The sequence below is a fragment of the Streptomyces aureus genome, assembly GCF_001418135.1.
In the GTDB taxonomy this organism is placed as follows: Bacteria; Actinomycetota; Actinomycetes; order Streptomycetales; family Streptomycetaceae; genus Streptomyces; species Streptomyces aureus_A.
The window spans coordinates 1-25832 of the sequence record NZ_LIPQ01000108.1; the positions used below are offsets into that span (position 1 = coordinate 1).

The following is a 25832-nucleotide window of genomic DNA, read 5'->3' on the forward strand; positions in this document are numbered from 1 at the left end:
GCGCCGGTCAGCTTCTCGACGTCGGCTCCGGAGCCGCCGGCCTCGTGCCAGCCCTTGCCGTCCTCGTAGACCAGCTCGGTGCTCTTGCCGCCCAGGTTCAGCGTCGCGTTGTCGTTGAACCAGCACAGGTCGCCCACGCGCGTGGTGTTCGTCGCGTCGGTCTTGTCGTCGTTGCACGCCTTGTAGCGGCGCTCGATGAAGCCCGGCTCCCAGTCCCAGCCGTCACCGATCCACGAGGGCTGGTTGTTGGAGGCCGCGGTCCGGCCGTCCACGGCCTGCGAGGAGTAGGCGAGGGAGATCGTCGGCCGCACCCCGCCGGGCACCGCCGGCACCTCGATCGGGTACGTCCAGGAGAAGGCGCCGTTCGCCTCGCCGGAGCTCCAGGTCCCGGAGGCCGACAGGCTCGTCGCCTTGTAGTCGCCCGACGAGCCCTCGGCCCCCGCCGTCGCGGCCAGCACGGTCGCGCCGGACAGCGCGACCGGCGCGGACAGGGTGCCCGCACGGGTGTCGTTAGTGGTCGCCAGGGGCGTCTGCACCCGGCAGGCGTCCTTGTCGGGGGTGGTCAGCGCGCAGGCCGGGAGCCGTACGAGGCGGAGCCTGGAGGCCCAGTCGCCGCCGTAGGCGTCGCGGAAGGCGGAGTAGTCCACCTGGACGCGCGTGCCCGCGGTCCCGGCCCTGCCCGCTCCTCCGGCCGTCTCGGCCCCGGTCCTTCCGGACGCGCCCGCCTTCTTCTCGGCGGGGGCGGCGGGGGCGTCCGTACGGTCCAGGGAGAGCAGCAGCCCTTCGACGCCGATGCGCCGGGCGGCCTCGCGTTCCTTGACCTGGACCTTGACGCGGGCCGAGGCCCGGGAGCCGGCCGTGCCGCTTCCGGTCAGCGCGACGGAGACGGGAAGGGACCCCGCCTCGACCGCTGTCGCGCCGCTGCCCGGTCCCACCGCCCGCGCCCCGGTGGGCGGTGGGGTCAGTGTCACCTCTGCCGAGCCCGCGGCGGGCCAGCGCACGCGTGGCCTCCCCGTCCACGCGTGCGCCGCCGCGGCGTCGGGCTTCCGGGCTCCACCGAAAGCCGCCTTTTCCACGGGCACCGGATTCGGCTGCTCAAGCGCCGGAAGCGGATTTCTAACCTCCGGAACAGCGGACGAAACGCCCGCCGCCGGAAGAAGTCCTATCGTGACCGCGACCGCCATAACGGTAACGGAACCACGTATGCGTTGAATTCTCACACCCCACCTCTCATGGGGACGGAAATGTCACCGAACGCTACGTGCAGCAGACGACAGGACGCCCGCCATTTGAGGTAGATCTGAGAAAGACGTATTTCGATATCCGGACAGGCAGAACCGCTCGAATTCGAGCAATGAAAAGGGCGATGCCCGGGACGGATTCCCGGGCATCGCCGTCGTGCTGCCCCCACGGTCAGGGGTGGGAGATGGTGCCGCTAGTTGTAGGGGCGGAGGATCGTGGCCCGCGACCAGGTCCAGCCGGTCTCGGCGCCCCAGCCCGCCTTGTGGTAGTCGAAGCCCGTGGCCGTCGCGACATGGGTGAACGTCTTGACGGCTCCGCTGGCGTAGCCGTAGAAGCTGCCGATGTCGTCCTTGCCGTCACCGTTGTAGTCACCCGGCAGGTACTGGGCGCCCTGGTAGTACCAGTTTCCGGTCGGCACGTCGAGGCTCTTGATCGCGGCGCCGAACTTGCCGTCCCGCGCCGACGAGGCGGGCAGCTTGAACAGGGCGTCGTGGCCGTCGGCGTAGTCGTACCAGAAGGCGACGTCGTCGAGACCGTCCCCGTTGAAGTCACCCGCGTGCAGGAAGGTACGGCCGAAGCTGCCCCAGGTGGTGCCGTTCTCGGACCAGGACACGGTGCTGGTCTGCGGGAACACGCCGCCGGCCTGCGCCGGGAAGGTGTGCATCTTCAGCGCGCCGTCGGAGTACCCGTACAGGGCCGCGATGTCGTCCCGGCCGTCACCGTTGAAGTCGCCCGTGACGAACTTGCTGTTCGCCACGTGCCAGTTTCCCGCCGCCATCTGCGCGGAGCCGAACGGCGCGTTGAAGCCGCCCTGCGGGTTCGCGGTGAAGGTGAAGATGGTGTCGTTGCCCGCCGCGTACCCGTACCAGGCGGCGATGTCGTCCCGGCCGTCACCGTTGAAGTCGCCCGCCAGCAGGGTCATCGAGGCGGAGTAGTAACCGCCCTTGCCCGAGGTCCAGGACGGGAAGGGGGCGTTGAAACCGCCGCCCGCCTTGCCGGTCGCGGTGAAGAGCTTGACGACGCCGTCACCGTAGTCGTACAGCGACGCCTTGTCGGCGCGGCCGTCACCGTTGAAGTCACCGGTGACGAACTGCATCCGGTCGACGTTCCAGGAGCCCACCGCCGACTCGTAGGACTTGACCGGCGCGCGGAACGTGCTGTCCGAGTTGGACTGGAAGGTGTGCAGCGCGGAGGTCCCGGCGGCGTACGCGTACCAGGCCGCCATGTCACTGCGGCCGTCGCCGTCGTAGTCGTGCCGGACGACGGTGTTGGTCGACCACTTCGACCGGCCCGCCGCGTCGTACACGACCAGGCTGCCGCGGTCCTGGAGGAGCGCGTAGCCGTTGGTGGCGGTCACGTTGGAGGACCACAGCTGGACACCGGCCGCGCTGGTGACCACGAGCTTGCCGTCGGACTGCATGACGGCCTTGGCTCCGATGTTGCCGGCCGTGTTCGAGCTCCACAGCACGGCGCCCGCGTTGGACGTGACGACGAGGTTGCCGTCGGTCCGCATCGTGAGCTTGGCGGCGTTGGAGGTGTACGAGGCGCCGGACGGGATCGTCGTGCCGGAGGGGATGTACGCCCCGCCCGTCACACCGTCGATGGTGAAGCGCGCACCGAACTCGAGCGTGCTGGTGGCGGAGGGCACGATGCCGCGCCAGCCGACCAGGGTGTTGTCCGAGGCCTTGCGGGCCCACAGCTCCGCGCGCCGCTCCGACGCCGGGTCGTTCGTGAGGTCACCGGAGGAGCCGACGACCGGGTACAGCGCCTTGGTGACGCCCGAGCCGATCTTGAGCCGGTTGGCCGGGATGCCCAGGGTGGCGGTGTTCAGGCCGCCTCCGGCCGCCTTCTGCGACCAGGCGACGAGGATGTCGCCGGTCACGTCGTCACGGAGCCAGAGGTCCGGCAGCCCGTCGTAGGAGACGTCACCCGGGGTGATGATCGTGTACTTGTCCCAGTCCGTGCCGCCGACCAGGCTCGGCGACTTCGTGAAGCCGAGGTCCAGGTCGTTGGTGGCACGGTTGCCGTAGTAGGCCCAGAGCAGCTTGCCCTGCTTGACCAGGAGGTCGGGCTGGCCGTCGCCGTTGAGGTCACCGGGGGCGGCGACCTGGTCGGCGTTGTACCAGTGGTCGTCACCGGTCCAGCTGGCCTCGCCGAAGCAGTCCAGCTCGTTCGGGACCGGGCAGGTCACCGACAGCTCGGTCCGCTTCTCCGCGTCGATCCGGCCCTGTCCGTCGTTGTCGTAGACGTAGATCTTCTTCTTCTTGTCGACCTCGTCGTACTCCAGGCTGACGAGGTCGTTGTAGCCGTCCTGACCCCAGTCGCCGAAGGCGCTGACCTGCTTGTCGGCGAACGACGCGCCACCGTTGGTGGCGTTGCTGAACTCGCCGGAGCCCTGACCGGCGTAGGTCAGGAGCGTTCCGTTCCCGTCCACGGCCCAGATGTCCCGGTTGCCGTCACCGTTCAGGTCGAACGGCTGGTCCCGCATCGCCGAGCGGGTCGCGTAGAAGATGTACGTGGCCGTGTCCGAGCGGTTGCCCGCCTTGTCGACGCTGTACGCGTAGACGAAGTGCGGACCGTAGCTGGGCGGCGTGATGTTCACCGGCACGTTGACGCCCACCGGCGTGACGTCCGGGTCGGTGTCCGTCCAGTAGTGGTACGCGACGACGTCCGTGACCCCGTTCGGGGCGAAGGTGAACGCACCGGGCTTCCGCGCCGGGCCGGTCCCCTGGGGCCATCCCTTCTCGCCGTTCGGGAAGACCGTCGAGTTGATGATCGGCGGGGCGCTGGGACGCGTCCGGTCGACGGTGAACTTGCAGGTCACCGACGTCGGACCCCATACCTGGTCCTGGTCCTTCGTGGCCACGTTCCAGGTGTAGCTGCCGGTCGGCAGATCGATGTCCGGGACCGCCCAGGTCGTGACCTTGTCCTTCAGGGCGGGCAGGGCCATCGTCTTGAACGGCGTGGTGGCACCCGCCTTGAACAGGTTGAACTGCGCCGTCAGGTTGCCGGCCTCCTTGTCGGAGTGCTTGGCGTACAGGCTGACGCGCGTGTTGCCGATGACGCCACCGGTCTTGCAGTCGGTCTTGGGGAACGTCCCCAGGCCCTCGGGGCGCTTCGGCGCGGTGTTGTACTGGATCTCCAGCGTGGCCGTCTTCGGGTCGAACTTCTTCCAGCCGAAGGTGTCCGACTCGTTGGAGGCGTACAGACCCAGGGTGATGTTGGCCATGCCCTGGCCCTTCGGGCCCTCCTTGGCGCGGGCCTTCACCTTGGAGGTGAGGTCGAACTCGAGGTTCCCCGCCCCACAGCCCTCGATCTCCGAGCTCCAGCCCTTGGCGTCGTTCACCGTGGACAGCCTGGTGAGCTGGGTGGGCTGGTTCCGCCACGTCGTCTTCGACGTGATGCCCGTCGTGTGCCAGAGCTCCACGGGCCGGTGCTGGCAGGACCAGGACCAGGTGTTCTTGATCCGGAACGTGGCCTTCTTGACCTCGGCGCCCATGACGTCGCTCGTGTCCATCTGGAGGAACGAACGCGAGACGCGGTCCAGGCCGCCCGTCTGGGCCTCGTAGCCGACCCGGATGGGGTCGGTGGAGTTCCAGAACGAGTAGTTCGGGTAGCGCTCGTAGACGCGCGTCCAGTTCTGCCGCTCGCCCCAGGCCCACTGCGGGTCGATGAAGACCGGGTACTGCGTCGCGGGAGCGGCCAGCAGCGCCTGGTCCGGCTTGATCTCCAGGATGTCCCCGGTGATCGCCGTCGCCATCGGCGCGTCGGTGGCGCCCGGCGGCGGCTCGAAGTTGTCCGCAGGTGCCGTCGTCCCGTCATCCGCCGTCCCTCCCACGGCGTTGGCGGAGAACGCCTGGGCACCCGCGGCCGGCTGCGTCTCGCTGGTGGTCGTCGTGGAGTCCCACATCAGCGGCGACGGGCTGGAGAACACCGCGTGTCCCGAGGGGTCCACCGCGGTGAGGCTGCCCGTGTCACCGTCGACGGAGACGTCGAGCCCGACCGTGCTGAACTTGAACTTCAGGCTGTCCAGTTCGGGGTTCTGCGCGGCCTCGGCGTTCTTGACGACGAGAAGCTGCGAGAAGCCCTCGATCTCGGCCTTCAGCTGGAGGTCGACGCCGGGCAGGACCTCGGCGTAGGTGGCCACGTTCCCGGCCAGCGTGGGCGCGGGCAGCGCCTTCGGCCAGTTGAGCGTGAGCTTGCGCCCGTCCTTCACGCCGGAGAGGAGCGGAGCGGTGCCGCCGCCGGAGAAGGTCACGTCCACCAGCGACGCGGTCGGCCGTACGGCTCCGTCCTCGCCGAGGACGAGCGTCGGGTCGGTCGGTACCCATTCGTCGTCACGGAAGACGCGGACGGCCGTTCCGTGGCGGTTCACCGTCCAGGTCCCGTCCGGCTGGGCCCAGGTGTCGGTGGTCTCGGTGCGGGCGGACTCGAGCTCGAACGGCCGGCCCGTGGACCGCGCCTGTTCGAGGGCGTAGTCCTCCTCGCTCTGCTCTCCCGTCTGCACCGGGGTCAGATAGACCGCGGAGGCGGTGGGAGCGAGCCCGGGAAGAGCGATGAGGGCGGAGCCGGCGAGGACGCTCGCCAGCGCGACGGATATGAGTCGATTTCTTCGCGATTTCACTGCTGGTCTTCCACCATGCAGTCGGTCAACGGACACGTACACCTCGGCAAGTCGATGTTCGATGAACGTTCGACAGAATGTCGGCCCGCCCGGGTGTCCGCCACCGAATTGAGCGGAACTTGAGGTCCTGCGATCTCGCCCTCAAGGGGGAATTTTCATGACACTTGAGGGCATAGGAAATCGCTGTTCCCTGGACTGGATTCCTGGAGTGCCGATCGGCTCAGCCTTTCGGCTCCGGCGCCCCGGTTCGAATACCCCCGCAACGAAAAGAATCCCGCCCGATCTTTCGATCGGACGGGATTCTCAGTGTCTGTGGACCTGTGGGGATTTGAACCCCAGACCCCCTCGATGCGAACGAGGTGCGCTACCAGACTGCGCCACAGGCCCTTGCGACGTGTGAAACATTAGCATCCCGACGGGCCCAGGCAAAAATCCGTTCCCGCGCAGGTCAGCCGGGGGCCGTCGCCGGCCAACGCGGTTGCCTTGAGTCGCGGGGATCGTTGCCCCGCGTGTGACGGGGTGGGGCGCGGGCCGGCGGGTGCGGATCGGGATCCTGACGAAGGTGTTCACCGCTGAGCTGGTGGACGCGGCGATAGCCGAGCAACGACCGGATCGAGCGGCGGCGCCGCCTCCTGCCGGCGCGGCTGGTCGTGCACTTCGTCCTGGCTCTGTGTCCGTTCGCCCGGGAGTCGTACGAGGAGGTGCTGCGGGTGCTGACCAGCGGCATCCCGGGCAGCGGGGCTCTCGCGCGGGTGAACCGGTCGTCGTTGTGCCGGGCTCGCGCTCGCCTCGGTGAGGACGTGCTGGAGACCGTGTCCGTCGCGAGGGAGGGCCGGGTGCTGCCTCGGCACGTGATCTACCGGGTCATCACCTTCGCCAAGGGCGACAAGGTCGCCCCCTTGGGCACGACGCTACTGGACCCCGAGCAGTACGCGGCCAGGCTCGCCCGCTCCTTCACCGAGGCCGGGCGGGAGGCCCGTGCACGCCTCCTTCCGGCCCGGCGCAACCGGGACTGTCCACGCGCGATCAAGAAGCCGAACCGTTGGCCTGTGCTGAGGACCCGAGCCAGACGCGGCACGGTCCAGCCCGGCCGCTGGGCCCACGACCCGACCTCGAAGCCGAAGAGCACCCGCCGGGCCGGAAGGCCGGCACTCAGCGGATAGCGTTTCTCGTGAATCTCGGGTTGGGAGCGCTATGAGCTGGGACATTCTTCTGCTGCCGCTACCAGCGGACCTCACGTCGATCGACGACCTGCCCTCCGGTCACGAGCCGCCTCCCATCGGAAGCCGGTCCAGCGTCCACAAGGCCCTCAGGTCAGCCGTGGGCGAGGTCGACCTGACCGATCCCACGTGGGGCGTGTTGCTCGGTCCGACCTGGGTGATCGAACTCGGCATCGGCGAGGACGACCCCGTCGAGTCGGTCATGCTCCATGTCCGGGGCGGGGAGGACGGCGTACTGCCCGTGATCTTCCGCATCTCCAGAGCCCTTGGCTGCCGCCCCTTCGACTGCTCGACCAGTGAGCTGCTCGCAGACGATGCCCAGGCCGGCTGGAACGCCTTCCAGTCCTTCAGAGACAGGACGATCGCGTCTGACTCGTTGGGCGAGCCCTAAGGCAACCGCATGGGCCGTCGCCGGCCCCCGGCGGGGGGGGTCATTCGTTGGCCGCCCGGGGGCGGTCGTCGTCCGCGTACTGGTCGAAGAGCGGGGTGCGGCCGTGGTCGCGGTTGCGGCGCGGAGGCGTGGTGCGCTGGCGCGGGGCCGGGGACGGCGAGGGGGCCGGGTCGGCCGCCGTGGAGGAGCGGGCCGCGCTCCAGGTCTCCGGGTCCGTGATGTCGATGCCGCTCGTGGCGCGCGGGGCGACCGGGGCGGTGACGTAAGTGGGGAGCGGGACCGGGACCGGGTCCCAGCTGTCGCCGCGGGCCGGGCCGCGCTCGCGCTGCTGGTCGACCCACTCCGCGTGGTCGGTCTGCTCGACCAGGGCGCGCCGGTCCGCCTCCTGCGGGGAGGGGCCGGCGGCGGACTCGGGCGACAGCTCGGGCGTGGGCGCCGGGCGCCGGCTCTCGCGCAGCCGCGCCGCCGCCGCCTCCGCGCGACGCCGGTCCATCACGTACACGAAGCGCCGGCGTTCCTGGATCCGCAGGTGCACGATGTACGCGCTGAGGAGCAGCGCGGGCACGGCCGGCACCCACAGGAAGGCGACCCCGCCGACGGCGGCGACGACCGCGCCGAGGGTGAAGACGGCGAAGAGCAGCGTCGTGGTGCGGCGGCGCCGGGCGAGGACCTTGCCGCGGCGGGCGCGCTCGGCCGCCGCGCCCGTGGCGGGGCGGGCCGGGGCGGGTTGCGGCGCCTGCTCCCGCTCGGGGAGTTCCAGGCGCGCTTCCGTTCTGGCCGCGGGCGCGGAAAACGCCCGGACGTCGACCGAGCTCAGATGCTCGGTCTCCGCGTCCGGGTCCACGTCGGGCGTCGGGCCCTCCGCCGTACGGTCCCGCTGCTTGAGCTCCCTGGCGTATCGGCGCTCCATGCCCGCCCGTCCGGAAAGCAGCCGGATGGCGGTGCTGAAGCGTTCCGTCGGACGGGCTTCGTTCAGCTCGTCCTGCCTGCGGAGCCACATCGGTACCAAGTAGGCGGCCCAGGCCCCGACGATGACTGCGTAGATGAGGCCGCTGCTGCTCACGCTTCACACGGTAGAGGGGTTCGCGCGACGGCATCGGCCAATTGGCCCGGTGTGTCGCACGATCTGGCTGATATCACTGAACTTTTTTGTGATTGTTCAGATCGATTGACTGCCAACTACCGATTGAATTCGAACACTTATCTCATTCTTGCGTGATGCCAGCGGCGCAACAGCCCCTCCGGCACCTCCTCGGCCGTGAGCGCGAAGACCAGATGGTCCCGCCAGGCACCGTCGATGTGGAGGTAGCGGGGCCGCAGCCCCTCCTCACGGAACCCCAGTTTCTCGACGACCCGGCGCGAAGGCCCGTTCTCCGGACGGATGCAGACCTCCATCCGGTGCAGACCGACCGAGCGGAAGCAGTGATCGACCGCCAGCGCGACCGCCGTCGGCATGACACCGCGCCCGGCCACCTCGCTGTCCACCCAGTAGCCCACGTGCCCGGAGCACATCGAGCCCCAGGTGATGCCCGCCACGGTCAACTGCCCGACCAGCCGCCCCCGGTACTCGATCACGAACGGCAGCATCCGCCCGGCGTTCGCCTCCGACCGCAGATGGCGGACCATCTGACGGTACGTCGGCCGCTGCGCCACCGGCCCCCCCGGGGGCGGCGGCGGAACCGTCGCCTCCCAGGGCCGCAGCCACTCCCGGTTGCGCCGGTTCACCTCGCGCCAGGCCGCGTGGTCACGCATCTTTATCGGACGGAGCATCACCTCTCCGTCCACGAGGACGACCGGCCAGGTCACGACGGTCTCGGGTGGTCGCCGCCGCGGATCTGGTCGACGGCGTGCCGCAGGATCGGCTCCAGGACGGTCAGCCCGTCCCGTACCCCGCCGGAAGACCCCGGCAGGTTCACGATCAGCGTGCCGCCCGCGACCCCCGCGAGGCCCCGCGAGAGCGCCGCCGTCGGCACCTTCTCCCGGCCGTACGCCCGGATCGCCTCCGGGATGCCCGGGATCTCCCGCTCCAGGACCCGGCGGGTCACCTCGGGCGTCTCGTCGGTGGGCGAGATGCCCGTACCGCCGGTGGTCACGATCGCGTCGTACCCCGCGGCGATCCCCGCCCGCAGCGCCGCCTCGACCGGCGCGCCGTCCGGGACCACCTGAGGGCCGTCCACGGCGAAACCCATCCGGGTGAGGGCCTCGGCGATCAGCGGACCGCCCTTGTCCTCGTAGACCCCGGCAGCCGCCCGGTTCGAGGCGGTGACGACGAGCGCGGCGTACGGGCCGAGCAGCGCGCCGCCGACCCCCGCGTCGAGCGCCGCAGGAGGGCGCTCCTCTTCCGCGTGCTCCTCGTGCTCGTGCACGCCCGACACCCGGCCGCCGCGGCTCACGACTCGCTCCGCGTCCAGTGGCCCGACTTTCCGCCCGTCTTCTCCTCCACCCGTACGTCGGAGATGACCGCACCCTTGTCGACCGCCTTCACCATGTCGACCACCGTCAGGGCCGCCACCGAGACCGCCGTCAGGGCCTCCATCTCGACGCCCGTGCGGTCCGTGGTCTTCACCGTCGCCAGGATCTCGACCGCGTCGTCGGTGACCGCCAGGTCCAGGGTCACGCCCGACACGGCCAGCGGATGGCAGAGCGGGATGAGGTCCGGGGTCTTCTTGGCGCCCATGATCCCGGCGATCCGGGCCGTGGCGAGCGCGTCGCCCTTCGGGACGCCCTCGCCGCGCAGCAGCTCGATCACGCGCGGCGAGACGAGGACCCGCCCGCTGGCGCGCGCCGTGCGGGACGTGACGTCCTTCGCGGAGACGTCGACCATGCGGGCCGCGCCCGCCTCGTCGATGTGGGTGAGACCTTGCTGCGTGCTCATCGCCGTGACACTCCCGGTCGCTGTGTGGGACGACACCGTACCCCCACCCTCGCCCCCTCAGCCGAGGAGGACCACTTCCAGCTCGGCACCCGGCTCCACGCTCTCCGTCTCCTCCGGGACCACGAGCAGGCAGTCCGCGTGCGCGAGCGCCGCGATCAGGTGGGAGCCCGCACCGCCCACCGGAGTGACGGTGCCCGCCGCCGGGTCGTACGTCCCCCGGAGGAACTGCCTCCGCCCGGCGGGCGAGGACAGCGCCCCGTCGCCGGCCAGCTCGGCCCGCACCCGGGGCCGGTGCAGGTCCTCGACGCCCATCAGGGCCCGGATCGCGGGCCGGACGAACAGCTCGAAGGAGACGTAAGAGGAGACCGGGTTGCCCGGCAGGGCGAGCAGCGGGATCTGCTCGGCGCCGATCGCGCCGAAGCCCTGGGGCTTGCCCGGCTGCATGGCCAGCTTGCGGAAGTCGACCTGCCCGTCGGCGGTCAGCGCCTCCTTGACCACGTCGTACGCGCCGACGCTCACCCCGCCGGTGGTCACGATCAGATCGGCCCGGATGAGCTGGTCCTCGATGGTGGCGCGCAGCGACTCGGCGTCGTCGGCGACGGCCCCCACCCGGTACGCGAGCGCGCCCGCGTCCCGCGCGGCCGCGGCGAGCGCGAAGCTGTTGGAGTCGTGGATCTGGCCCTCGCCCAGCGGCTCGCCGGGCTGGACCAGCTCGCTGCCGGTGGACATCACGACCACCCGGGGGCGGGGCCGCACCCGGACGGTGCCGCGGCCGATCGCGGCGAGCAGCCCGATCTGCGGCGGCCCGAGCACCGTGCCGGCCGACAGGGCCAGCTCCCCGGCCTTTACGTCGCTCCCCCGCTCGCGGACATGGGCGCCGGCCGCCGCGGCCCGGTGCACCCTGACCTCGCCGGACGCGCCCTCGGGGGCGGCGCTCGCGGCGGTCATACCGGTGGCCGCGCCCCCGCCCGCCCCGCCGTCGGTCCACTCGACGGGGACGACGGCCTCCGCGCCGGGCGGCAGCGGGGCGCCGGTCATGATCCGGGCGGCCTGGCCGGGGCCGACCTCGGGCAGGCCGTCTGCGCCCGCCGCGACGTCGCCGACGACGGTCAGGACGGCGGGGAACTCCTCGGTGGCACCGGCGACGTCGGCGACCCGGACCGCGTACCCGTCCATGGAGCTGTTGTCGAAGGGCGGCAGGGCGACCGGCACCGTCACGTCCTCGACGAGGACACAGCCCTGCGCGTCGAGGAGTTGCAGCTCGATGGGTTCGAGCGGGCCGACCGTCGCGAGGATGTCGGCCAGGTGCTCGTCCACCGACCACAGCCCGCGCGCGGGCCCCGCGCAGGGGTCGGCTGCCTTCTCCTCGTCGCCATGGCCGTGATCGCCGTGATCGCCGTGGTCCTGGCCGTCGTGGGACGGCGACGGTGCCGCGCTGCTGCTCAAGGTGCTACATCTCCTCGCTGACGTATCTCCGGAGCCAGGCCCGGAAGTCCGGTCCCAGATCTTCACGTTCGCACGCGAGTCTGACAATGGCACGCAGATAGTCACCGCGGTCACCGGTGTCATAACGGCGCCCCTTGAAGACGACGCCGTGCACCGGGCCGCCGATCTTCTCGTCCGAGGCGAGTTTCTGCAGGGCGTCCGTCAGCTGGATCTCCCCGCCGCGGCCCGGCTCGGTCTCCCGCAGCATTCCGAAGACGGCCGGATCCAGCACATAGCGGCCGATGATCGCGTAGTTGCTGGGCGCCTCGTCCGCGTCCGGCTTCTCGACCAGGTCCGTCACCTTCACGACGTCCGCGTCGACGGTCGCCTCGACCGCCGCGCAGCCGTACAGATGGATCTGCGAGGGCTCGACCTCCATGAGGGCGATCACACTGCCGCCCTCCCTCTCCTGGATCTCCACCATCCGCGACAGCAGCGGGTCGCGGGGGTCGATCAGGTCGTCGCCGAGGAGCACCGCGAAGGGCTGGTCGCCGACGTGCGGCGCGGCGCAGAGCACGGCGTGGCCGAGGCCGCGCGGGGCGCCCTGGCGCACGTAGTGCATGGTGGCGAGGTCACTGGACTCCTGGACCTTGGAGAGCCGTTCGGCGTCGCCCTTGCGCGTCAGGGCCTCCTCCAGCTCGTAGTTCCGGTCGAAGTGGTCCTCCAGGGGACGCTTGTTCCGGCCGGTGATCATCAGGACGTCGGAGAGGCCGGCCGCGACGGCCTCCTCGACGACGTACTGGATGGCCGGCTTGTCCACGACCGGCAGCATCTCCTTCGGCGTCGCCTTGGTCGCCGGGAGGAAGCGGGTACCGAGGCCGGCGGCCGGGATGACAGCCTTGCTGATCCGGCCGAGCCTGGGGAGCAGGGGATTCATGCGGTGCACCTTAGCCGTTCGGAATGAGAGGAAGATGTGGCTTCGGTTAACTTCCTTCACATAAAGACAGTTTCGAGAGTTTGGCGAATTCGCATGGGGCCGACATGACACCTGAGATGTCCGAAAAGACCGTGCTGCGCAGCCGACTTCTGGCCGCCCGCGCCGCGCTGAGCACCGAATCCCTGGCCCGCACGGCCGAATCCCTCGCCCGCCGGGGACTGGAACTCGCCGAACTCGCGGAGGCGTCCACGGTCGCCGCCTATGTGTCCGTGGGCCGCGAACCGGGCACCCGCGCCCTGCTCGACGCGCTCCACGCGCGCGGGGTGCGGGTCCTGCTCCCCGTGCTGCTCCCCGACAACGATCTGGACTGGGCGGTGTACGAAGGCCCGGAGGGGCTCGCGAAGGCCGGCCGGGGCCTGCTCGAACCGGTGGGGCCCCGGCTCGGCCCCGAGGCCGTGTGCGCCGCCGACGCCGTCCTGCTGCCGGGCCTCGCGGTCGACGGGCGCGGGATGCGCCTCGGCCGGGGCGGCGGCTCGTACGACCGGGTGCTCGCCCGGCTCGCGCGCGCGGGTGCCGATCCGGCGCTCGTGGTGCTCCTCTACGCGGACGAGGTGGTCGCGCGGGTCCCGGAGGAACCGCACGACCACCCCGTGCACGCGGTGGTGACCCCCGGAGGAGTCACCCGCTTCCGGCCCTGATCAGGGCTTCAGCTTCAGCGTGTCCTTCGTCGCCGCGTCGACGGCCGCCTTGCCGTAGGCCCAGTCGTACAGGTCGCCCTTCGCCCACGCGTCCGTCTGGTCGGTGTAGTGGGAGTTGAAGGCGTGACCGGAGGCACCGGTGAGGTTGATCCACCGGGACTTGTCCCAGTCGCCGACGTTGACGACCATCCGCATCGACGGCACCCAGATGACCTCGTAGCCGCCGGCCGCGTTCCAGCCGGTGGCGTCGACGGCCGCCTCGCCGCCGCCCAGGTTCCAGGGGCCGCGGTTGAGGAGCTGCTGCACGACGCCGGGGCCGGCGGTGCCGAGGGTCTGGTTCTTCAGGGTCAGCTGGTGCAGCCGGCCCCAGCTCCAGGTGGAGACGTCCTTGCCGAGCTTGGCGGTCAGCTCCCAGCGCGCGTCCTTCATGGCCCGGGCGAGCAGCTGGTCACGGGTCTCGGTGGCCTGGTCGGTGCGGCTGCCCGGGGTGACCCACCACTCGCTCTTCTCCTGCTTGAGGAGCGGGCGGACCACCTCGTACCAGCGGTCGCCGCCGTCCGGCTGCGCGGAGTCGGGGTCGCGCTGGCCGCATTCCCGTACGAGCTTGTTCTGCTCGTCGACCGGGCCGGTGGCGTCGGCCGGGCGCACGTTGATGCAGTCGCCCTCGGCTCGGAGCTCCTTGGGCAGCTTGTCGCCGAAGGACAGCTTGAGGACGTTGCGCCAGACCGCGTTGAAGTAGGCGGCGGCGGCCGAGTCGGGCTCCTGGGTGTAGTCCCAGCCCTCCAGCAGCTTCTGTGCCTCGCGGACGTACGGGTCCGAGATGTCGATCTTCAGCAGGAGCGGGTTCAGGAGGGTCGCGATCTCGCTGCGGTTGTCCGTCTGCATGGTCCGCATGTCGTCCGGCGAGATCTTCCCGCCGTCCTTGGTCTTCGACTCGATGAGGTCGTTGATCCGCTGGCTGCGCGAGCCGTAGCCCCAGTCCTTGGTGAGCAGGTCGGGGTACTTCTTGGCGTCGATCACGGCCTGGTTGGCGGTGACGATGTAGCCGCGCCCGGGGTTGTACTCGTACGGCAGCTTGGCGAAGGGGATGTAGCCCTTCCACCGGTACGAGGAGTCCCAGCCGGGCGCGGGCAGGGTGCCGTCGCCCTTGGCGCGCTGCGGGATCTTGCCCGGGGACTGGTAGCCGATGTTGCCCTCGGTGTCGGCGTAGATCAGGTTCTGGGACGGGACCTCGAAGTTCTTGGCGGCGGCCCGGAACTGGCCGAAGTCCTTGGCGCGGTCGAGGGCGAAGATCGCGTCCATCGACCTGCCCGGCTGGAGGGCGGTCCATTGGAGGGAGACGCCGTAGCCGGTGCCGCGGTCGGGGGCGGCGTTGCCGACGGGTGCCTTCTGGCCGACCTTCTCCAGGTCGGAGGAACGGTCGGAGACGAGCGGGCCGCGCTCGGTGGAGCGGACGGTGATCGTCCGGTCGCTGCCGCCGGCGACCTTGATGATCTCGTCGCGCACCGTGAAGGGCTTGACCTTGCCGTCGACGAGGTAGCCGTCGGGGCCGATCTTCTCCAGGTAGAGGTCGGTGACGTCGGCGCCGAGGTTGGTGAGGCCCCAGGCGATCTTGTCGTTGTGTCCGATGATCACACCGGGCATGCCGGAGAAGGTGTAGCCGGAGACGTCGTAACGGCAGGTCGCCGAGACCGAGCGGCAGTGCAGACCCATCTGGTACCAGAGGGACGGCAGCTGGGGCGCGAGGTGCGGGTCGTTGGCGAGCAGCGGCTTGCCGGAGGTGGTGTACCGCCCGGAGACGACCCAGGAGTTCGAGCCGATGCCGTTGCCGTTGGGGCCGAGGAGGGCGGGAACGCCGTCGAGGACCTCGGAGAGCGCGCCGAGCTGGGACTGCGCACCGGAGCCGTCGGAGGAACCGGAGGAACCGGAGGAACCGGAGCCGCTGCCGGGCACGCCGCCCGGGGTCTCACCGGTGGTCAGGTCCTCGTCGCCGTCGCCCGCCTTGCCCTTCGGGTCGAACTTCCCGGAATCGTCCACCGCGCCCCGGTCGACGATCGGCTGGTGGAGCGCGTACGGGTAGTCCGGGTACAGCTGCTTGATCTGGCTCGCGCTCATCCGGCTCGTCATCAGCGAGCGGTCGATCTCGTCCTGCATGTTGCCGCGCAGGTCCCAGGCCATCGCCTTGAGCCAGGCCACCGAGTCGACCGGCGTCCACGGCTCGATCGCGTAGTCGTTGGTGAGGGCCAGGGCCGCGTACTCGACGGAGACGTCGGCGGGGTCCCGGTCCTTCAGGTAGGCGTTGACGCCCTCCGCGTACGCCTGGAGGTACTTCTTCGTCTCCGGCGACAGGACCTTGTCGTACTCCTGCTGCGCGACCCGGCGCCAGCCGAGCGTGCGCAGGAACGAGTCCGTCTCGACCTGGCTCTCGCCGAACATCTCGGAGAGCCGGCCCGCGGTCACGTGCCGCCGGACGTCCATCTCGTAGAAGCGGTCCTGCGCCTGGACGTAGCCCTGGGCGCGGAAGAGGTCCGTCTCGTTGTCGGCGTAGATCTGCGGGACGCCGTTCGCGTCGCGCTTCACCTCGACCTCGCCGGACAGTCTGTCGAGCCGGATCTCGCCCGTGGTCTGCGGGAACGAGGCCCGGACGGTGCTCACACCCCAGAACCCGCCGTATCCGACGCCCGCGACCAGAGCGAGGACCAGGACGAGGAGGATCAGGCGGGCGCGCCGCCCTTTCTTCTTGGCGGGAGGCGCGGTCGTGTTGGAGGGCATCGCTGTCCTTCGAGGGGCAGGGTGGTCCTGGAGTACGGGAGCAACCTTAGGCGCAGCGCCTGGAGGGCCCGGACGCGGTGTCCGGAAGAGAACCGTACTGGCGAGCGAGGAGGTGCAAAGACGGCGTCAAGAAAACGTTAAAGATTAGGTAAGGTAACGAAGTGTCTGCCGCTGGAGGAACGATCCAGCCGCACGCGACAGCCGCTGGAAGAACGATCCAGCCGCATGTGAGGGGAAGGAACGGCCACTGACTGTCCACGAGCTCAACGAACTCCTGCTCATCAGCTCCCTCGTGCTGCTGATCGCGGTCGCGGCCGTACGGATCTCGTCCCGGAGCGGGCTCCCCAGCCTGCTGCTCTACCTCGGCATCGGCATCGCCATCGGCCAGGACGGCATCGGCAACGTCGCCTTCGACAACGCGGAACTGACGCAGGTCATCGGCTACGCCGCCCTCGTCGTGATCCTCGCCGAGGGTGGCCTCGGCACGAAGTGGAAGGAGATCAAGCCGGCACTGCCCGCCGCGGTCGTCCTCTCCACCGTCGGCGTCGCGGTGAGCGTGGGCATCACGGCCGCCGCCGCCCACTACCTCGTGGGCCTCGACTGGCGACAGGCCCTGATCATCGGCGCCGTCGTCTCCTCGACCGACGCCGCCGCGGTCTTCTCCGTGCTGCGCAAGGTCCCCCTGCCGTCACGGGTCACCGGTGTCCTGGAGGCCGAGTCCGGCTTCAACGACGCCCCCGTCGTCATCCTCGTCGTCGCCTTCTCCACGGCGGGACCGGTCGACCACTGGTACGTCCTCGTCGGCACGATCGCCCTGGAGCTCGCCATCGGCGTCGCCGTGGGTCTCGCCGTCGGCTTCCTCGGCGCGTACGGGCTGCGGCACGTCGCCCTGCCCGCCTCCGGCCTCTACCCGATCGCCGTCATGGCCATCGCCGTCGTCGCGTACGCCGCCGGTGCCATGGCCCACGGCTCCGGCTTCCTCGCCGTCTACCTGGCCTCGATGGTCCTCGGCAACGCCAAGCTGCCGCACGCGCCCGCGAACCGGGGCTTCGCAGAGGGACTCGGCTGGATCGCCCAGATCGGCATGTTCGTCCTGCTCGGCCTGCTCGTCACCCCGCACGAGCTCGTCCACGACTTCTGGCCCGCCGTCGTCATCGGCCTGGTCCTGACCGTGGTCGCCCGGCCCATGGAAGTCCTGGTCAGCCTGCTGCCCTTCCGCATCCCCTGGCAGGAACAGGCCCTGATGTCCTGGGCCGGCCTGCGCGGAGCCGTCCCCATCATCCTGGCCACCATCCCGATGGTGTCCGACATCGAGGGCAGCGAGCGGATCTTCAACATCGTCTTCGTACTCGTCGTCGTCTACACCCTCGTCCAGGGGCCGACCCTGCCCTGGCTGGCGAAGGCCCTCAAGCTCGGCGACTCCGGGGAGGCGGCCGACCTCGGCGTCGAGTCCGCGCCCCTGGAGCGGCTGCGCGGCCATCTGCTCTCCGTCGCCATCCCGGAGCACTCCCGGATGCACGGGGTCGAGGTCGCCGAGCTCCGGCTGCCCGCCGGAGCGGCCGTCACCCTCGTCGTACGGGAGGAGACGAGCTTCGTCCCGGGGCCCGCGACGGTCCTGCGGCGCGGCGACGAACTCCTCGTCGTCGCGACCGACCCGGTGCGCGACGCCACGGAACGGCGGCTGCGCGCGGTCGGCCAGGGCGGCAAGCTCGCCGGCTGGCTGGGCACGGGGGGCGCCACGGCGGTCAGCGAGCCACACGGCACCGAGATGCGCTTCCACCGCCACGGCCACAAACGAACATCCGGTTGATCCGAGGCATTAATTCGAGGGCAGGAGCGTTTTCCCAGGCAGGAAGACGCTCCTCCCTGTACCATGAAGGCACACCTGATCGAACCAACTCTGCCTGACGCAGAGCTGGCGCGACCGTATGGCGGCCGTGGCGCCCCTCCGCAGTGGGGTCGGCCCGGTATCTACCGCAGTAACGCGCATGAGGACAGCTCTCGGCGACACCCGCACCACCGTGCCGGGGCGCGCTACCAGGCGGCAGAAAGGCCAGGACCGTGGCGTCCACGGTCATCTCGGACAAGCGGCCCGGCTACGGGCAGCTCATGCGCACACCCGGTGCGCTGTCCTTCCTGCTCCCCGGCTTCGCCGCCCGGCAGCCCTTCGCGATGCTGACCATCGGCATCGTCCTGCTCGTCCAGCACACCACCGGCTCCTTCGGCAGCGCCGGCGCGGTCGCCGCCGTCACCGGCGTCTCGATGGCACTGTTCGCGCCGCAGAGCGGCAAGCTCGCCGACCGCTTCGGCCAGCGCGCCGTCCTGATCCCCGGCGTCCTCGTCCACACCGCTTCCGTCTCGCTGCTCGTGGTGCTCGCCCTGGGCGGCGCCCCGCTGTGGGCCCTGTTCCTGGCCGCCGTGCCCGCCGGTGCCTCCGTGCCGCAGGTCGGGCCGATGGTCCGGGCGCGCTGGGCCGCCAAGCTGGACGGCACCCCGCTGATGCCGACGGCCGCGGCCTTCGAGTCCGTCACCGACGAGTTCACCTTCGTCGTCGGCCCCGTCCTCGCGACCGCCCTGTGCACCGGCGTCCACCCGGCCGCCGGTCTGATCGCCGAGGCCGCCCTCACCCTCTTCGGCGGTCTCTTCTTCGCCGCGCAGCGCGCCACCCAGCCCGCGTTCGGCATCTCCGCGGCCGGCTCCTCGGAGCCGCACCGCTCGGCGCTCTCCATCCCCGGCGTCCGTGTCCTCGTCGTCGCCTTCCTCGGCATCGGCTCCGTCTTCGGCGGCATGCAGGTCTCCCTGACCGCGTTCACCGAGGAGATCGGCAACCCCGGCGCCAACGGTCTGCTGTACGGGATCTTCGCCGCCGGCAACATGCTCGCGGGCATCGCCATGGGCGCCGTCGCCTGGAAGGTCGGCCCCCGCCGCCGCCTGATCCTCGGCTACGCCGGCCTCACCGTCGCCGCGTCGCTGCTGTGGACCACGCACTCGGTGCTGCTCCTCGGCGCCCTCGGCCTGGTCGTGGGTCTGTGCATCGCCCCGGCCCTGATCACCGGCTACACCATCGTCGAGACCCTGATCCCGGCGTCCGCCCGTACCGAGGCCTTCACCTGGCTCACCGGCGCCGTCGCGCTCGGCCAGGCCGCGGCCGTCACGGTCGCCGGCCGCCTCGCCGACGCCCACGGCGCGAGCACCGGATTCCTGGTGCCGATGGTGGGCACGGCGCTCGCCCTGGCCACGCTCCTCGCCCTGCGGTCGCGCCTCACGCCGCGCGAGACGAGCCTCGTCGCGGCGCGTGGTATCGGTCACCGCGTGCCGGTGGCGGTGGACTGAACCCGCGGAATACGTCAGTATGGATTGTCGTTAGCACTCGATGAGTGTGAGTGCCAGGAGGAAGACAAGTGCCGACCTACCAGTACCAGTGCACCGAGTGCGGCGAAGGCCTCGAGGCGGTGCAGAAGTTCACCGATGACGCGCTGACCGAGTGCCCCCAGTGCAAGGGCCGCCTGAAGAAGGTGTTCTCGGCCGTCGGCATCGTCTTCAAGGGATCCGGCTTCTACCGGAACGACAGCCGCGGCTCGTCGTCCAGCAGCTCGCCGGCCGCGTCGAAGTCCTCGACCCCGTCGTCCTCGTCCACGTCGTCCTCGACGTCGGACGCGAAGCCGGCCGCGTCGACCTCTTCGTCGTCCGCCTCCGTCTCCTCGACGTCCTCGTCGAGCACCGGAAGCTCGGCCGCCTGACCCCTGCGCGCCTGATCCCAGCACGCAGTCCGTACGTTCTTCGCCGAGGGCCCCGTCGTTCGCGACGGGGCCCTCGGCGTTCTCCGGTGCCCCGCATAGGGTGATCGCCATGGCCAACCAAGGTGCGTACGCGGACATCGGCGTGATCGGCGGCTCGGGCTTCTACTCCTTCCTGGAGGACGTCACGGAGGTCTCCGTCGACACGCCGTACGGCAGCCCCAGCGACTCCCTCTTCCTCGGCGAGGTCGCCGGCCGGCAGGTCGCCTTCCTTCCCCGCCACGGCCGGAGCCACAGCGTCCCGCCGCACCGCATCAACTACCGCGCCAACCTCTGGGCCCTGCGCTCCGTCGGCGTCCGGCAGATCCTCGGGCCCTGCGCCGTCGGCGGACTCCGCGAGGAGTACGGGCCGGGCACGCTCGTCGTCCCGGACCAGCTCGTCGACCGTACGAAGGCCCGCGCGCAGACCTACTTCGACGGGGAGCGGCGGGCCGACGGGGCCGTGCCGCGCGTCGTCCATGTGACCTTCGCCGACCCGTACTGCCCGGACGGGCGGCGGGTCGCGGCCAAGGCCGCGCGGGGGCGGGGCTGGGAGCCGGTCGACGGCGGCACGATGGTCGTGATCGAGGGGCCCCGCTTCTCCACCCGGGCGGAGTCCCGGTGGCACGCGGCGGCCGGCTGGTCGGTCGTCGGCATGACCGGGCACCCCGAGGCCGTCCTCGCCCGTGAGCTGGGCCTCTGCTACACCTCGCTGGCGCTCGTCACCGACCTGGACGCGGGCGCCGAGACCGGCGAGGGCGTCTCCCACACCGAGGTGCTGCGGGTGTTCGGCGAGAACGTGGAACGGCTGCGGGAGGTGCTGTTCGACGCGGTGGGCGCGCTGCCCGCGACGATGGACCGGGACTGCCTGTGCACGCGCGCGCACGACGGCTGGGACCTGGGGATCGAGCTGCCGTGAACCCCCCGGGAGGGTGAGGGAGTTGTCCACAGGCGGCGGGTGATCCCCAGGCCGGAGCGGGGAACCGGCGCGGGCCGGAGAGTGGGAGCCGATCCCATTCCCGACCAGGACGGCGGCACCCACGATGACGCACACCTTCCCCTCCCCCTCCCCCGTTCCGGCGCCGTGCGTGGTGCCGCCCTTCGAGCCCCTGCGGGTACGGGGCGCCAGGCTCCGGCTGCGCAGGGCGCTGCGACGGGGGCGCTGGGCCCCCGCGGTGCTCCTGGCCCTCGTGGCGGCGGCCCTCGCCGTCGCGGGTGGCGGCCCACCACCGGGCGCGGCCGCGGCGCCCCCACCGGGCGACCGGATCGCCCCCCACGGGATCGCCCCCACCGCGGCTCGCGCGCGGCCGTCCGTCGCCGTCCGGCTGGTGTCCGCTCCGGTACGGATCGCCGACGGCGCGACCGTTCGGCTGCTGCGCCCCGGTGACCGGGTCGATGTGATCGCCGCGCCCAACTCGGCGCTCGGCGGGGAGGGTGAGGCGCGGGTCGTCGCGTCGGGCGCCCGAGTGGCCGAGGTTCCGCACCCGGGTGAGACTCGTTCGGACGGAGGGGCGCTCGTCGTCCTGTCCGTGCCGCGGTCGACGGCCGCCGCGCTGGCAGGCGCCGGTGTCACGTCCCAACTGGCGGTGACACTGTGCTGATTCGCACTGGCACCCTGTCAAGTCACCGGTCCGTGTGTATGGATTGGACGGCCCTGTTCCGTTCGCGGCCTAATGGCACCGCACAGAGCAGCACAAGCGACGAAAGGCACCTCGGTGGCCGAGAACAAGGAAAGTTTGCTGGCGGGCTTCAAGGCCTTCCTGATGCGTGGCAACGTGATCGACCTGGCCGTGGCCGTCGTCATCGGTGCCGCGTTCACCAACATCGTGAACTCGGTGGTCAAGGGCATCATCAACCCGGTCGTCGGCGCCTTCGGCACGAAGAACCTGGAGAGCTACTCGTCCTGCCTCAAGGACCCCTGCAGGGTGATCGACGGGGAGATGCAGGGCATCCAGATCCAGTGGGGCCTGGTCCTGAGCGCGGTCCTCAGCTTCCTGATCACCGCGGCCGTCGTCCTCACCTTCGCCGAGATGATCCACACCATCGCGTCCTGGGAGATCTCCGTGGCCCTCGCCCCCGACGACGCACAGGGCGCCTACCTCGGTGTCCACGGCCTCGCCCAGTCCACCCAGCGCTTCGTCGGCCCGCTCCTCATGACCGGCCTCGTCTCCGCCGGCCCGCTGGCCTGGCCCTTCCTCGGCGCGGCGCTCGTCGCCACCAGCGCCGCCCAGAACCGCCTCGTCCGCCGACGCCTCCCCGAACCGTCACTGTCAGTGGCGAAGGTTACGGTGAGTGAGCACTGATCGGACCGCATTCCAGGGGGAGACATGACACGGACCGGCACCACCCCAGCGAACCTCCGCCGCGCCCTGCGCCGCGAAGTCCCCAGCACCGTCGGCCTCCTCGCCGACGAGCACGACTTCACGGCCATGCGCCGGTACCGCACCTTCGCCTTCGACGACCACACCACCTACCTCCGCCAGGTCGAGGCCCTCCTCAGGACCCTCGCCACCCAGGGCGGCCACACCACCGTCACCCTCTTCGACCCCGAGGAGTACGCGGCCTACTGCGCCGAAACCGCCCTCGACCCCGACCACCCCACCAGCCGCAGCCGCTTCACCGCCCACCTCGCCGCCACCGGCGCCCAGGTCACGTACACCGGGCAGCCCCTCAGCACCCTCCTCCCCGAGCTGGTCGACACCGCCGTCCGCCACGCCACCTGGGAGTACGCCACCACCGTCCTCGCCACCGCGGGCGACTGCGCCACCTGCGGCAAGGACATCGGCAGGGCCGCCTTCGAGCGCGCCGCCCGGCTCCTCGCCCGGCTCCTGGACGCCGCCGGCCCCGGTATCCACCACCTCGTCTGCAGCGTCCCGGCCGCCGACGACCAGCTCCTCGCCGTCCTCGCAGCGGGCATCGTCCTCGGAGCACCCGGCGGACTCGTCCTGCGCACCACCTCTCCCGGCGCCCGCGACCGACTCCACGGCTGGCGCCTCACCGGCGGCACCCTCACCCCCCTCACCGAGGCCGAGGTCTTCGCCGCCTACTGCACCGACGCCCGCACCGGAGAACCCCTCTCCCCGGAACCGGGCGTCGACCACCGCGCCGGATTCCCCCTCACCCCCGACCCCGACGACGACTGGACCACCCACCACTGACCCCGCACACGCCGAAGGGGCTCCCCGCCACCTCGTGACGGAAAGCCCCTTCGTCAAGCACCCCCGGGAATCACTCCCCGGACAGCACCGCCTGCGCGGCCACGCGCGCCTCGTGCGCCGTGTCCGCGGCACGCGCCGCGGCCGCGGCACGCTCGCACTGCGCCAGCGTGTACTTGGCCAGCGTCGCCCGCACATAGGGAATCGAGGCAGCACCCATGGAAAGGGAGGTGACACCCAGACCCGTCAGCACACACGCGAGCAGCGGATCGGCGGCGGCCTCGCCACAGACACCACAGCTCTTGCCCTCGGCCTTCGCCGCCTCGGCGGACAGCGCCACCAGGTCGAGCAGTGCCGGCTGCCACGGGTCCTGGAGCCGCGACACCGCACCGACCTGACGGTCGGCCGCGAAGGTGTACTGCGCCAGGTCGTTGGTGCCGAGCGAAAGGAACTCGACCTCCTGGAGGATCGAGCGCGCCCGCAGCGCGGCCGAGGGAATCTCGACCATCGCACCGAACTTCGCCCGCAGGCCCGCCTCACGGCACGCGTCCGCGAAGTCCTTCGCGTCCGTACGGTCGGCCACCATCGGCGCCATGACCTCGAGGTACACCGGCAGCCCCTCGGCCGCCTTCGCCAGCGCGGTCAGCTGGGTCCGCAGCACCTCCGGGTGCTCCAGGAGCGACCGCAGACCCCGCACGCCGAGCGCCGGGTTCGGCTCGTCCGCCGGAGTCAGGAAGTCCAGTGGCTTGTCCGCACCGGCGTCGAGCACCCGCACGACCACACGGCCCTCGGGGAACGCCTCGAGCACCTTGCGATAGGCCTCGACCTGCTTCTCCTCGGACGGAGCCTTCTCGCTGTCGTCCAGGAAGAGGAACTCCGTACGGAACAGACCGACGCCCTCGGCACCGGCCTCCACCGCCGCCGGCACGTCCGCCGGACCACCGACGTTGGCGAGCAGCGGCACCTTGTGCCCGTCCGAGGTGGCGCCCGGACCGCTGGACGTCGCCAGCGCGGCCTTGCGCGCGGCGGCGGCCTTGGTCAGCTCCGCCTTCTTCTCCTCGCTCGGGTCCACGAAGATCTCCCCGGTCGAACCGTCGACCGCGATCATCGTGCCCTCGGCGAGCTCACCCGCGCCCGGCAGCGCGACGATGGCCGGCACACCCAGCGCCCGCGCGAGAATCGCGCTGTGACTGGTCGGCCCGCCCTCCTCGGTCACGAACCCGAGCACCAGCGTGGGGTCGAGCAGTGCCGTGTCGGCGGGTGCGAGGTCCCGCGCGATCAGCACGTACGGCTCGTCGCTGTCCGGCACACCCGGCATCGGCACACCGAGGAGGCGCGCCACGATCCGGTTCCGCACGTCGTCGAGGTCGGCGACCCGCCCGGCCATGTACTCACCGGCACCGGCGAGCAGCTCGCGATAGTGCGAGAAGGCGTCGTAGATGCCGCGCTCGGCCGTGCTGCCCACGGCGATACGACGGTCCACGTCGGCGATGAGCTCCGGGTCCTGGGCGATCATCGCCTGGGCCTCGAGCACGTGCTGAGCCTCGCCCCCGGCCAGGTTGCCGCGTGCATTGAGGTCGGCGGCGACAGCCTCGACGGCCTGACGGGCGCGCCCCTGTTCGCGCTCCGCCTCGTCCGCCGGAATCTGCTTGGCCGGCGGTTCGAGAACCGCCGTGCCCATGTGCCGGACCTCGCCGATCGCCACACCGTGGCTGACGCCGACGCCTCGCAGCGTTGTCTCCATCTCACCCGTCTCCGATAGAGCGGCGGCACCTGCCACCGCGTTGAATGTCGAACTCGCGGTCGTCACGGGGACGATCCGGCTCAGCTCCAGCCGAAGAGCTGGTCGCCGGCCTTCACGTCGCCGTCCTCGACGACATGGGAGAGCGAGTCCGCAGTGGCCTCGAGGGCCACGATGGGACAGATGGGGGACTTGCCGGCGGCCTCGACCGCGGCGGGGTCCCAGCGCACGACGGCCTGCCCGCGCTGGACGGTGTCGCCCTTGCTCACGAGGAGCTCGAAGCCCTCCCCGTTGAGCTGCACGGTGTCGATGCCGAGATGGGTCAGCACCCCGTGGCCCTCACCGTCGACGACGACGAAGGCGTGCGGGTGCATGGAGACGATGACCCCGTCGATGGGGGAGACGGCCTCCGAGGGCTCACGTACGGGATCGATGGCGGTGCCGGGCCCGACCATCGCACCGGAGAAGACCGGGTCGGGAACTGCGGCGAGACCGATGGCGCGTCCGGCAAGCGGCGACGTCACGGTTGTCATGGGAAGCCTCCCAGGGGCGGAGATTGTGTGGCGCCGTCACTACCTGTCCTGGACGGCGTACTGTTCAGAAGCGTATGTCATAAGAAGTCCCAGTTCCGCCCGGGACGTACCAGTTGGGCGGAGCTAGGGACCACCGGAAACGATTTGCCTCAGCTGACGGTGGGATGTACTGTCGTACTCCTGCCTGACCCCAACGCGGCCTTGAGTCGCGGGTCGGCAGCACCTATCAAGCCAGATCCTAACCCCAGTGGTCTACACCTCTGCATGCTCGCAGGGATGTGGTCGGGGGGACCGAGAAAGCCTGGTAATGTTCAACCCCGCCGGGAACGGAAAGCACGAAAGTGAATTCCTGCCCAGCGAACCCGCTCCAGCGGGTGGCAGAAACGGGAAATCGGATCTGCTAGGCTGGAAACACGAAATACCGAAGGGAAGCCCGGAGGAAA

The 25832-nt window shown here is 70.8% G+C and carries 20 protein-coding genes, 1 tRNA gene and 1 pseudogene; 10 read left to right on the forward strand and 12 right to left on the reverse strand.

Going from position 1 to position 25832, the window contains the following annotated elements:
* The 3 genes and pseudogenes from AOK00_RS11295 to AOK00_RS11305 all read right to left on the reverse strand — a co-directional run.
* Positions 1-1001 (reverse strand): annotated as a pseudogene (locus AOK00_RS11295) (hypothetical protein); the annotation flags it as partial.
* A 434-nt stretch (positions 1002-1435) separates the two neighbouring features.
* The gene (locus AOK00_RS38230) at positions 1436-5866 is read right to left on the reverse strand and encodes an FG-GAP-like repeat-containing protein (protein ID WP_055600178.1); all 4431 of its coding nucleotides are present in this window, start codon (positions 5864-5866) and stop codon (positions 1436-1438) included.
* Between the two features lie 313 nt (positions 5867-6179).
* A tRNA-Ala gene (locus tag AOK00_RS11305) sits at positions 6180-6253 on the reverse strand.
* Between the two features lie 224 nt (positions 6254-6477).
* On the opposite strand from AOK00_RS11305, the gene AOK00_RS11310 reads away from it, so the two are divergent.
* Entirely contained in the window at positions 6478-7029 is a 552-nt protein-coding gene (locus AOK00_RS11310) for a transposase domain-containing protein (RefSeq protein ID WP_079041938.1), read from the forward strand.
* A gap of 31 nt (positions 7030-7060) precedes the next feature.
* Entirely contained in the window at positions 7061-7477 is a 417-nt protein-coding gene (locus AOK00_RS11315; RefSeq protein ID WP_055600180.1) for a hypothetical protein, read from the forward strand.
* 40 nt (positions 7478-7517) lie between these two features.
* On the opposite strand, the gene sepX is transcribed toward AOK00_RS11315, so the two are convergent.
* The 6 genes from sepX to galU all read right to left on the reverse strand — a co-directional run bounded on the left by sepX (position 7518) and on the right by galU (position 12714).
* Complete coding sequence (sepX, locus tag AOK00_RS11320) at positions 7518-8540, reverse strand: divisome protein SepX/GlpR (RefSeq protein WP_055600181.1); 1023 nt, start codon at positions 8538-8540, stop codon at positions 7518-7520.
* 137 nt (positions 8541-8677) lie between these two features.
* Positions 8678-9247: a GNAT family N-acetyltransferase gene (locus tag AOK00_RS11325; RefSeq protein WP_055600193.1), complete on the reverse strand. Its 570-nt coding sequence runs from the start codon at positions 9245-9247 to the stop codon at positions 8678-8680.
* Between the two features lie 32 nt (positions 9248-9279).
* On the reverse strand, positions 9280-9843 hold the full coding sequence (locus AOK00_RS11330; protein WP_079041944.1) for a MogA/MoaB family molybdenum cofactor biosynthesis protein: 564 nt from the start codon (positions 9841-9843) through the stop codon (positions 9280-9282).
* A gap of 23 nt (positions 9844-9866) precedes the next feature.
* On the reverse strand, positions 9867-10352 hold the full coding sequence (gene moaC / locus AOK00_RS11335) for a cyclic pyranopterin monophosphate synthase MoaC (RefSeq protein ID WP_055600182.1): 486 nt from the start codon (positions 10350-10352) through the stop codon (positions 9867-9869).
* A gap of 57 nt (positions 10353-10409) precedes the next feature.
* Entirely contained in the window at positions 10410-11798 is a 1389-nt protein-coding gene (gene glp, locus AOK00_RS11340; protein ID WP_079041939.1) for a molybdotransferase-like divisome protein Glp, read from the reverse strand.
* Between the two features lie 4 nt (positions 11799-11802).
* Positions 11803-12714, reverse strand: a complete 912-nt coding sequence (galU, locus tag AOK00_RS11345; protein ID WP_055600183.1) for a UTP--glucose-1-phosphate uridylyltransferase GalU — start codon at positions 12712-12714, stop codon at positions 11803-11805.
* Positions 12715-12818: 104 nt separating this feature from the next.
* Here galU and AOK00_RS11350 point away from each other — a divergent pair, with 104 nt between their 5' ends.
* The gene (locus tag AOK00_RS11350; RefSeq protein ID WP_055600184.1) at positions 12819-13412 is read left to right on the forward strand and encodes a 5-formyltetrahydrofolate cyclo-ligase; all 594 of its coding nucleotides are present in this window, start codon (positions 12819-12821) and stop codon (positions 13410-13412) included.
* Here the strand turns inward: AOK00_RS11350 and AOK00_RS11355 are convergent, their stop codons facing one another.
* Entirely contained in the window at positions 13413-16184 is a 2772-nt protein-coding gene (locus tag AOK00_RS11355; RefSeq protein ID WP_055600185.1) for a penicillin acylase family protein, read from the reverse strand.
* A gap of 292 nt (positions 16185-16476) precedes the next feature.
* Here AOK00_RS11355 and AOK00_RS11360 point away from each other — a divergent pair, with 292 nt between their 5' ends.
* From AOK00_RS11360 to AOK00_RS11385, 7 genes are all read left to right on the forward strand, one after another.
* Positions 16477-17994, forward strand: a complete 1518-nt coding sequence (locus AOK00_RS11360) for a potassium/proton antiporter (RefSeq protein WP_055600186.1) — start codon at positions 16477-16479, stop codon at positions 17992-17994.
* A gap of 251 nt (positions 17995-18245) precedes the next feature.
* On the forward strand, positions 18246-19517 hold the full coding sequence (locus tag AOK00_RS11365; RefSeq protein ID WP_055600187.1) for an MFS transporter: 1272 nt from the start codon (positions 18246-18248) through the stop codon (positions 19515-19517).
* Between the two features lie 68 nt (positions 19518-19585).
* Complete coding sequence (locus AOK00_RS36980; protein ID WP_079041941.1) at positions 19586-19924, forward strand: FmdB family zinc ribbon protein; 339 nt, start codon at positions 19586-19588, stop codon at positions 19922-19924.
* A gap of 109 nt (positions 19925-20033) precedes the next feature.
* Positions 20034-20879, forward strand: coding sequence for an S-methyl-5'-thioadenosine phosphorylase (locus tag AOK00_RS11370; protein WP_055600188.1), 846 nt, complete (start codon positions 20034-20036; stop codon positions 20877-20879).
* A gap of 124 nt (positions 20880-21003) precedes the next feature.
* Complete coding sequence (locus AOK00_RS11375; RefSeq protein ID WP_055600189.1) at positions 21004-21561, forward strand: hypothetical protein; 558 nt, start codon at positions 21004-21006, stop codon at positions 21559-21561.
* Between the two features lie 72 nt (positions 21562-21633).
* Complete coding sequence (locus tag AOK00_RS40175; RefSeq protein ID WP_079041942.1) at positions 21634-22263, forward strand: MscL family protein; 630 nt, start codon at positions 21634-21636, stop codon at positions 22261-22263.
* Between the two features lie 24 nt (positions 22264-22287).
* The gene (locus AOK00_RS11385) at positions 22288-23118 is read left to right on the forward strand and encodes a hypothetical protein (protein ID WP_055600190.1); all 831 of its coding nucleotides are present in this window, start codon (positions 22288-22290) and stop codon (positions 23116-23118) included.
* 70 nt (positions 23119-23188) lie between these two features.
* Here the strand turns inward: AOK00_RS11385 and ptsP are convergent, their stop codons facing one another.
* Both ptsP and AOK00_RS11395 read right to left on the reverse strand, forming a co-directional pair.
* Positions 23189-24859: a phosphoenolpyruvate--protein phosphotransferase gene (ptsP, locus tag AOK00_RS11390; RefSeq protein WP_055600191.1), complete on the reverse strand. Its 1671-nt coding sequence runs from the start codon at positions 24857-24859 to the stop codon at positions 23189-23191.
* A gap of 80 nt (positions 24860-24939) precedes the next feature.
* Positions 24940-25389, reverse strand: coding sequence for a PTS sugar transporter subunit IIA (locus AOK00_RS11395; protein WP_055600192.1), 450 nt, complete (start codon positions 25387-25389; stop codon positions 24940-24942).
* Positions 25390-25832 lie beyond the last annotated feature (443 nt).

Coding starts and splice junctions, on each gene's coding strand:
- AOK00_RS11395 (WP_055600192.1), bottom strand. CDS start 25,389: ATGACAACCGTGACGTCGCCGCTTGCCGGACGCGCCATCGGTCTCGCC.
- AOK00_RS11385 (WP_055600190.1), top strand. CDS start 22,288: ATGACACGGACCGGCACCACCCCAGCGAACCTCCGCCGCGCCCTGCGC.
- AOK00_RS11325 (WP_055600193.1), bottom strand. CDS start 9,247: ATGCTCCGTCCGATAAAGATGCGTGACCACGCGGCCTGGCGCGAGGTG.
- AOK00_RS11375 (WP_055600189.1), top strand. CDS start 21,004: ATGACGCACACCTTCCCCTCCCCCTCCCCCGTTCCGGCGCCGTGCGTG.
- AOK00_RS11355 (WP_055600185.1), bottom strand. CDS start 16,184: ATGCCCTCCAACACGACCGCGCCTCCCGCCAAGAAGAAAGGGCGGCGC.
- ptsP (WP_055600191.1), bottom strand. CDS start 24,859: ATGGAGACAACGCTGCGAGGCGTCGGCGTCAGCCACGGTGTGGCGATC.
- moaC (WP_055600182.1), bottom strand. CDS start 10,352: ATGAGCACGCAGCAAGGTCTCACCCACATCGACGAGGCGGGCGCGGCC.
- AOK00_RS40175 (WP_079041942.1), top strand. CDS start 21,634: ATGGCACCGCACAGAGCAGCACAAGCGACGAAAGGCACCTCGGTGGCC.
- AOK00_RS11315 (WP_055600180.1), top strand. CDS start 7,061: ATGAGCTGGGACATTCTTCTGCTGCCGCTACCAGCGGACCTCACGTCG.
- AOK00_RS11350 (WP_055600184.1), top strand. CDS start 12,819: ATGACACCTGAGATGTCCGAAAAGACCGTGCTGCGCAGCCGACTTCTG.
- AOK00_RS11370 (WP_055600188.1), top strand. CDS start 20,034: ATGGCCAACCAAGGTGCGTACGCGGACATCGGCGTGATCGGCGGCTCG.
- galU (WP_055600183.1), bottom strand. CDS start 12,714: ATGAATCCCCTGCTCCCCAGGCTCGGCCGGATCAGCAAGGCTGTCATC.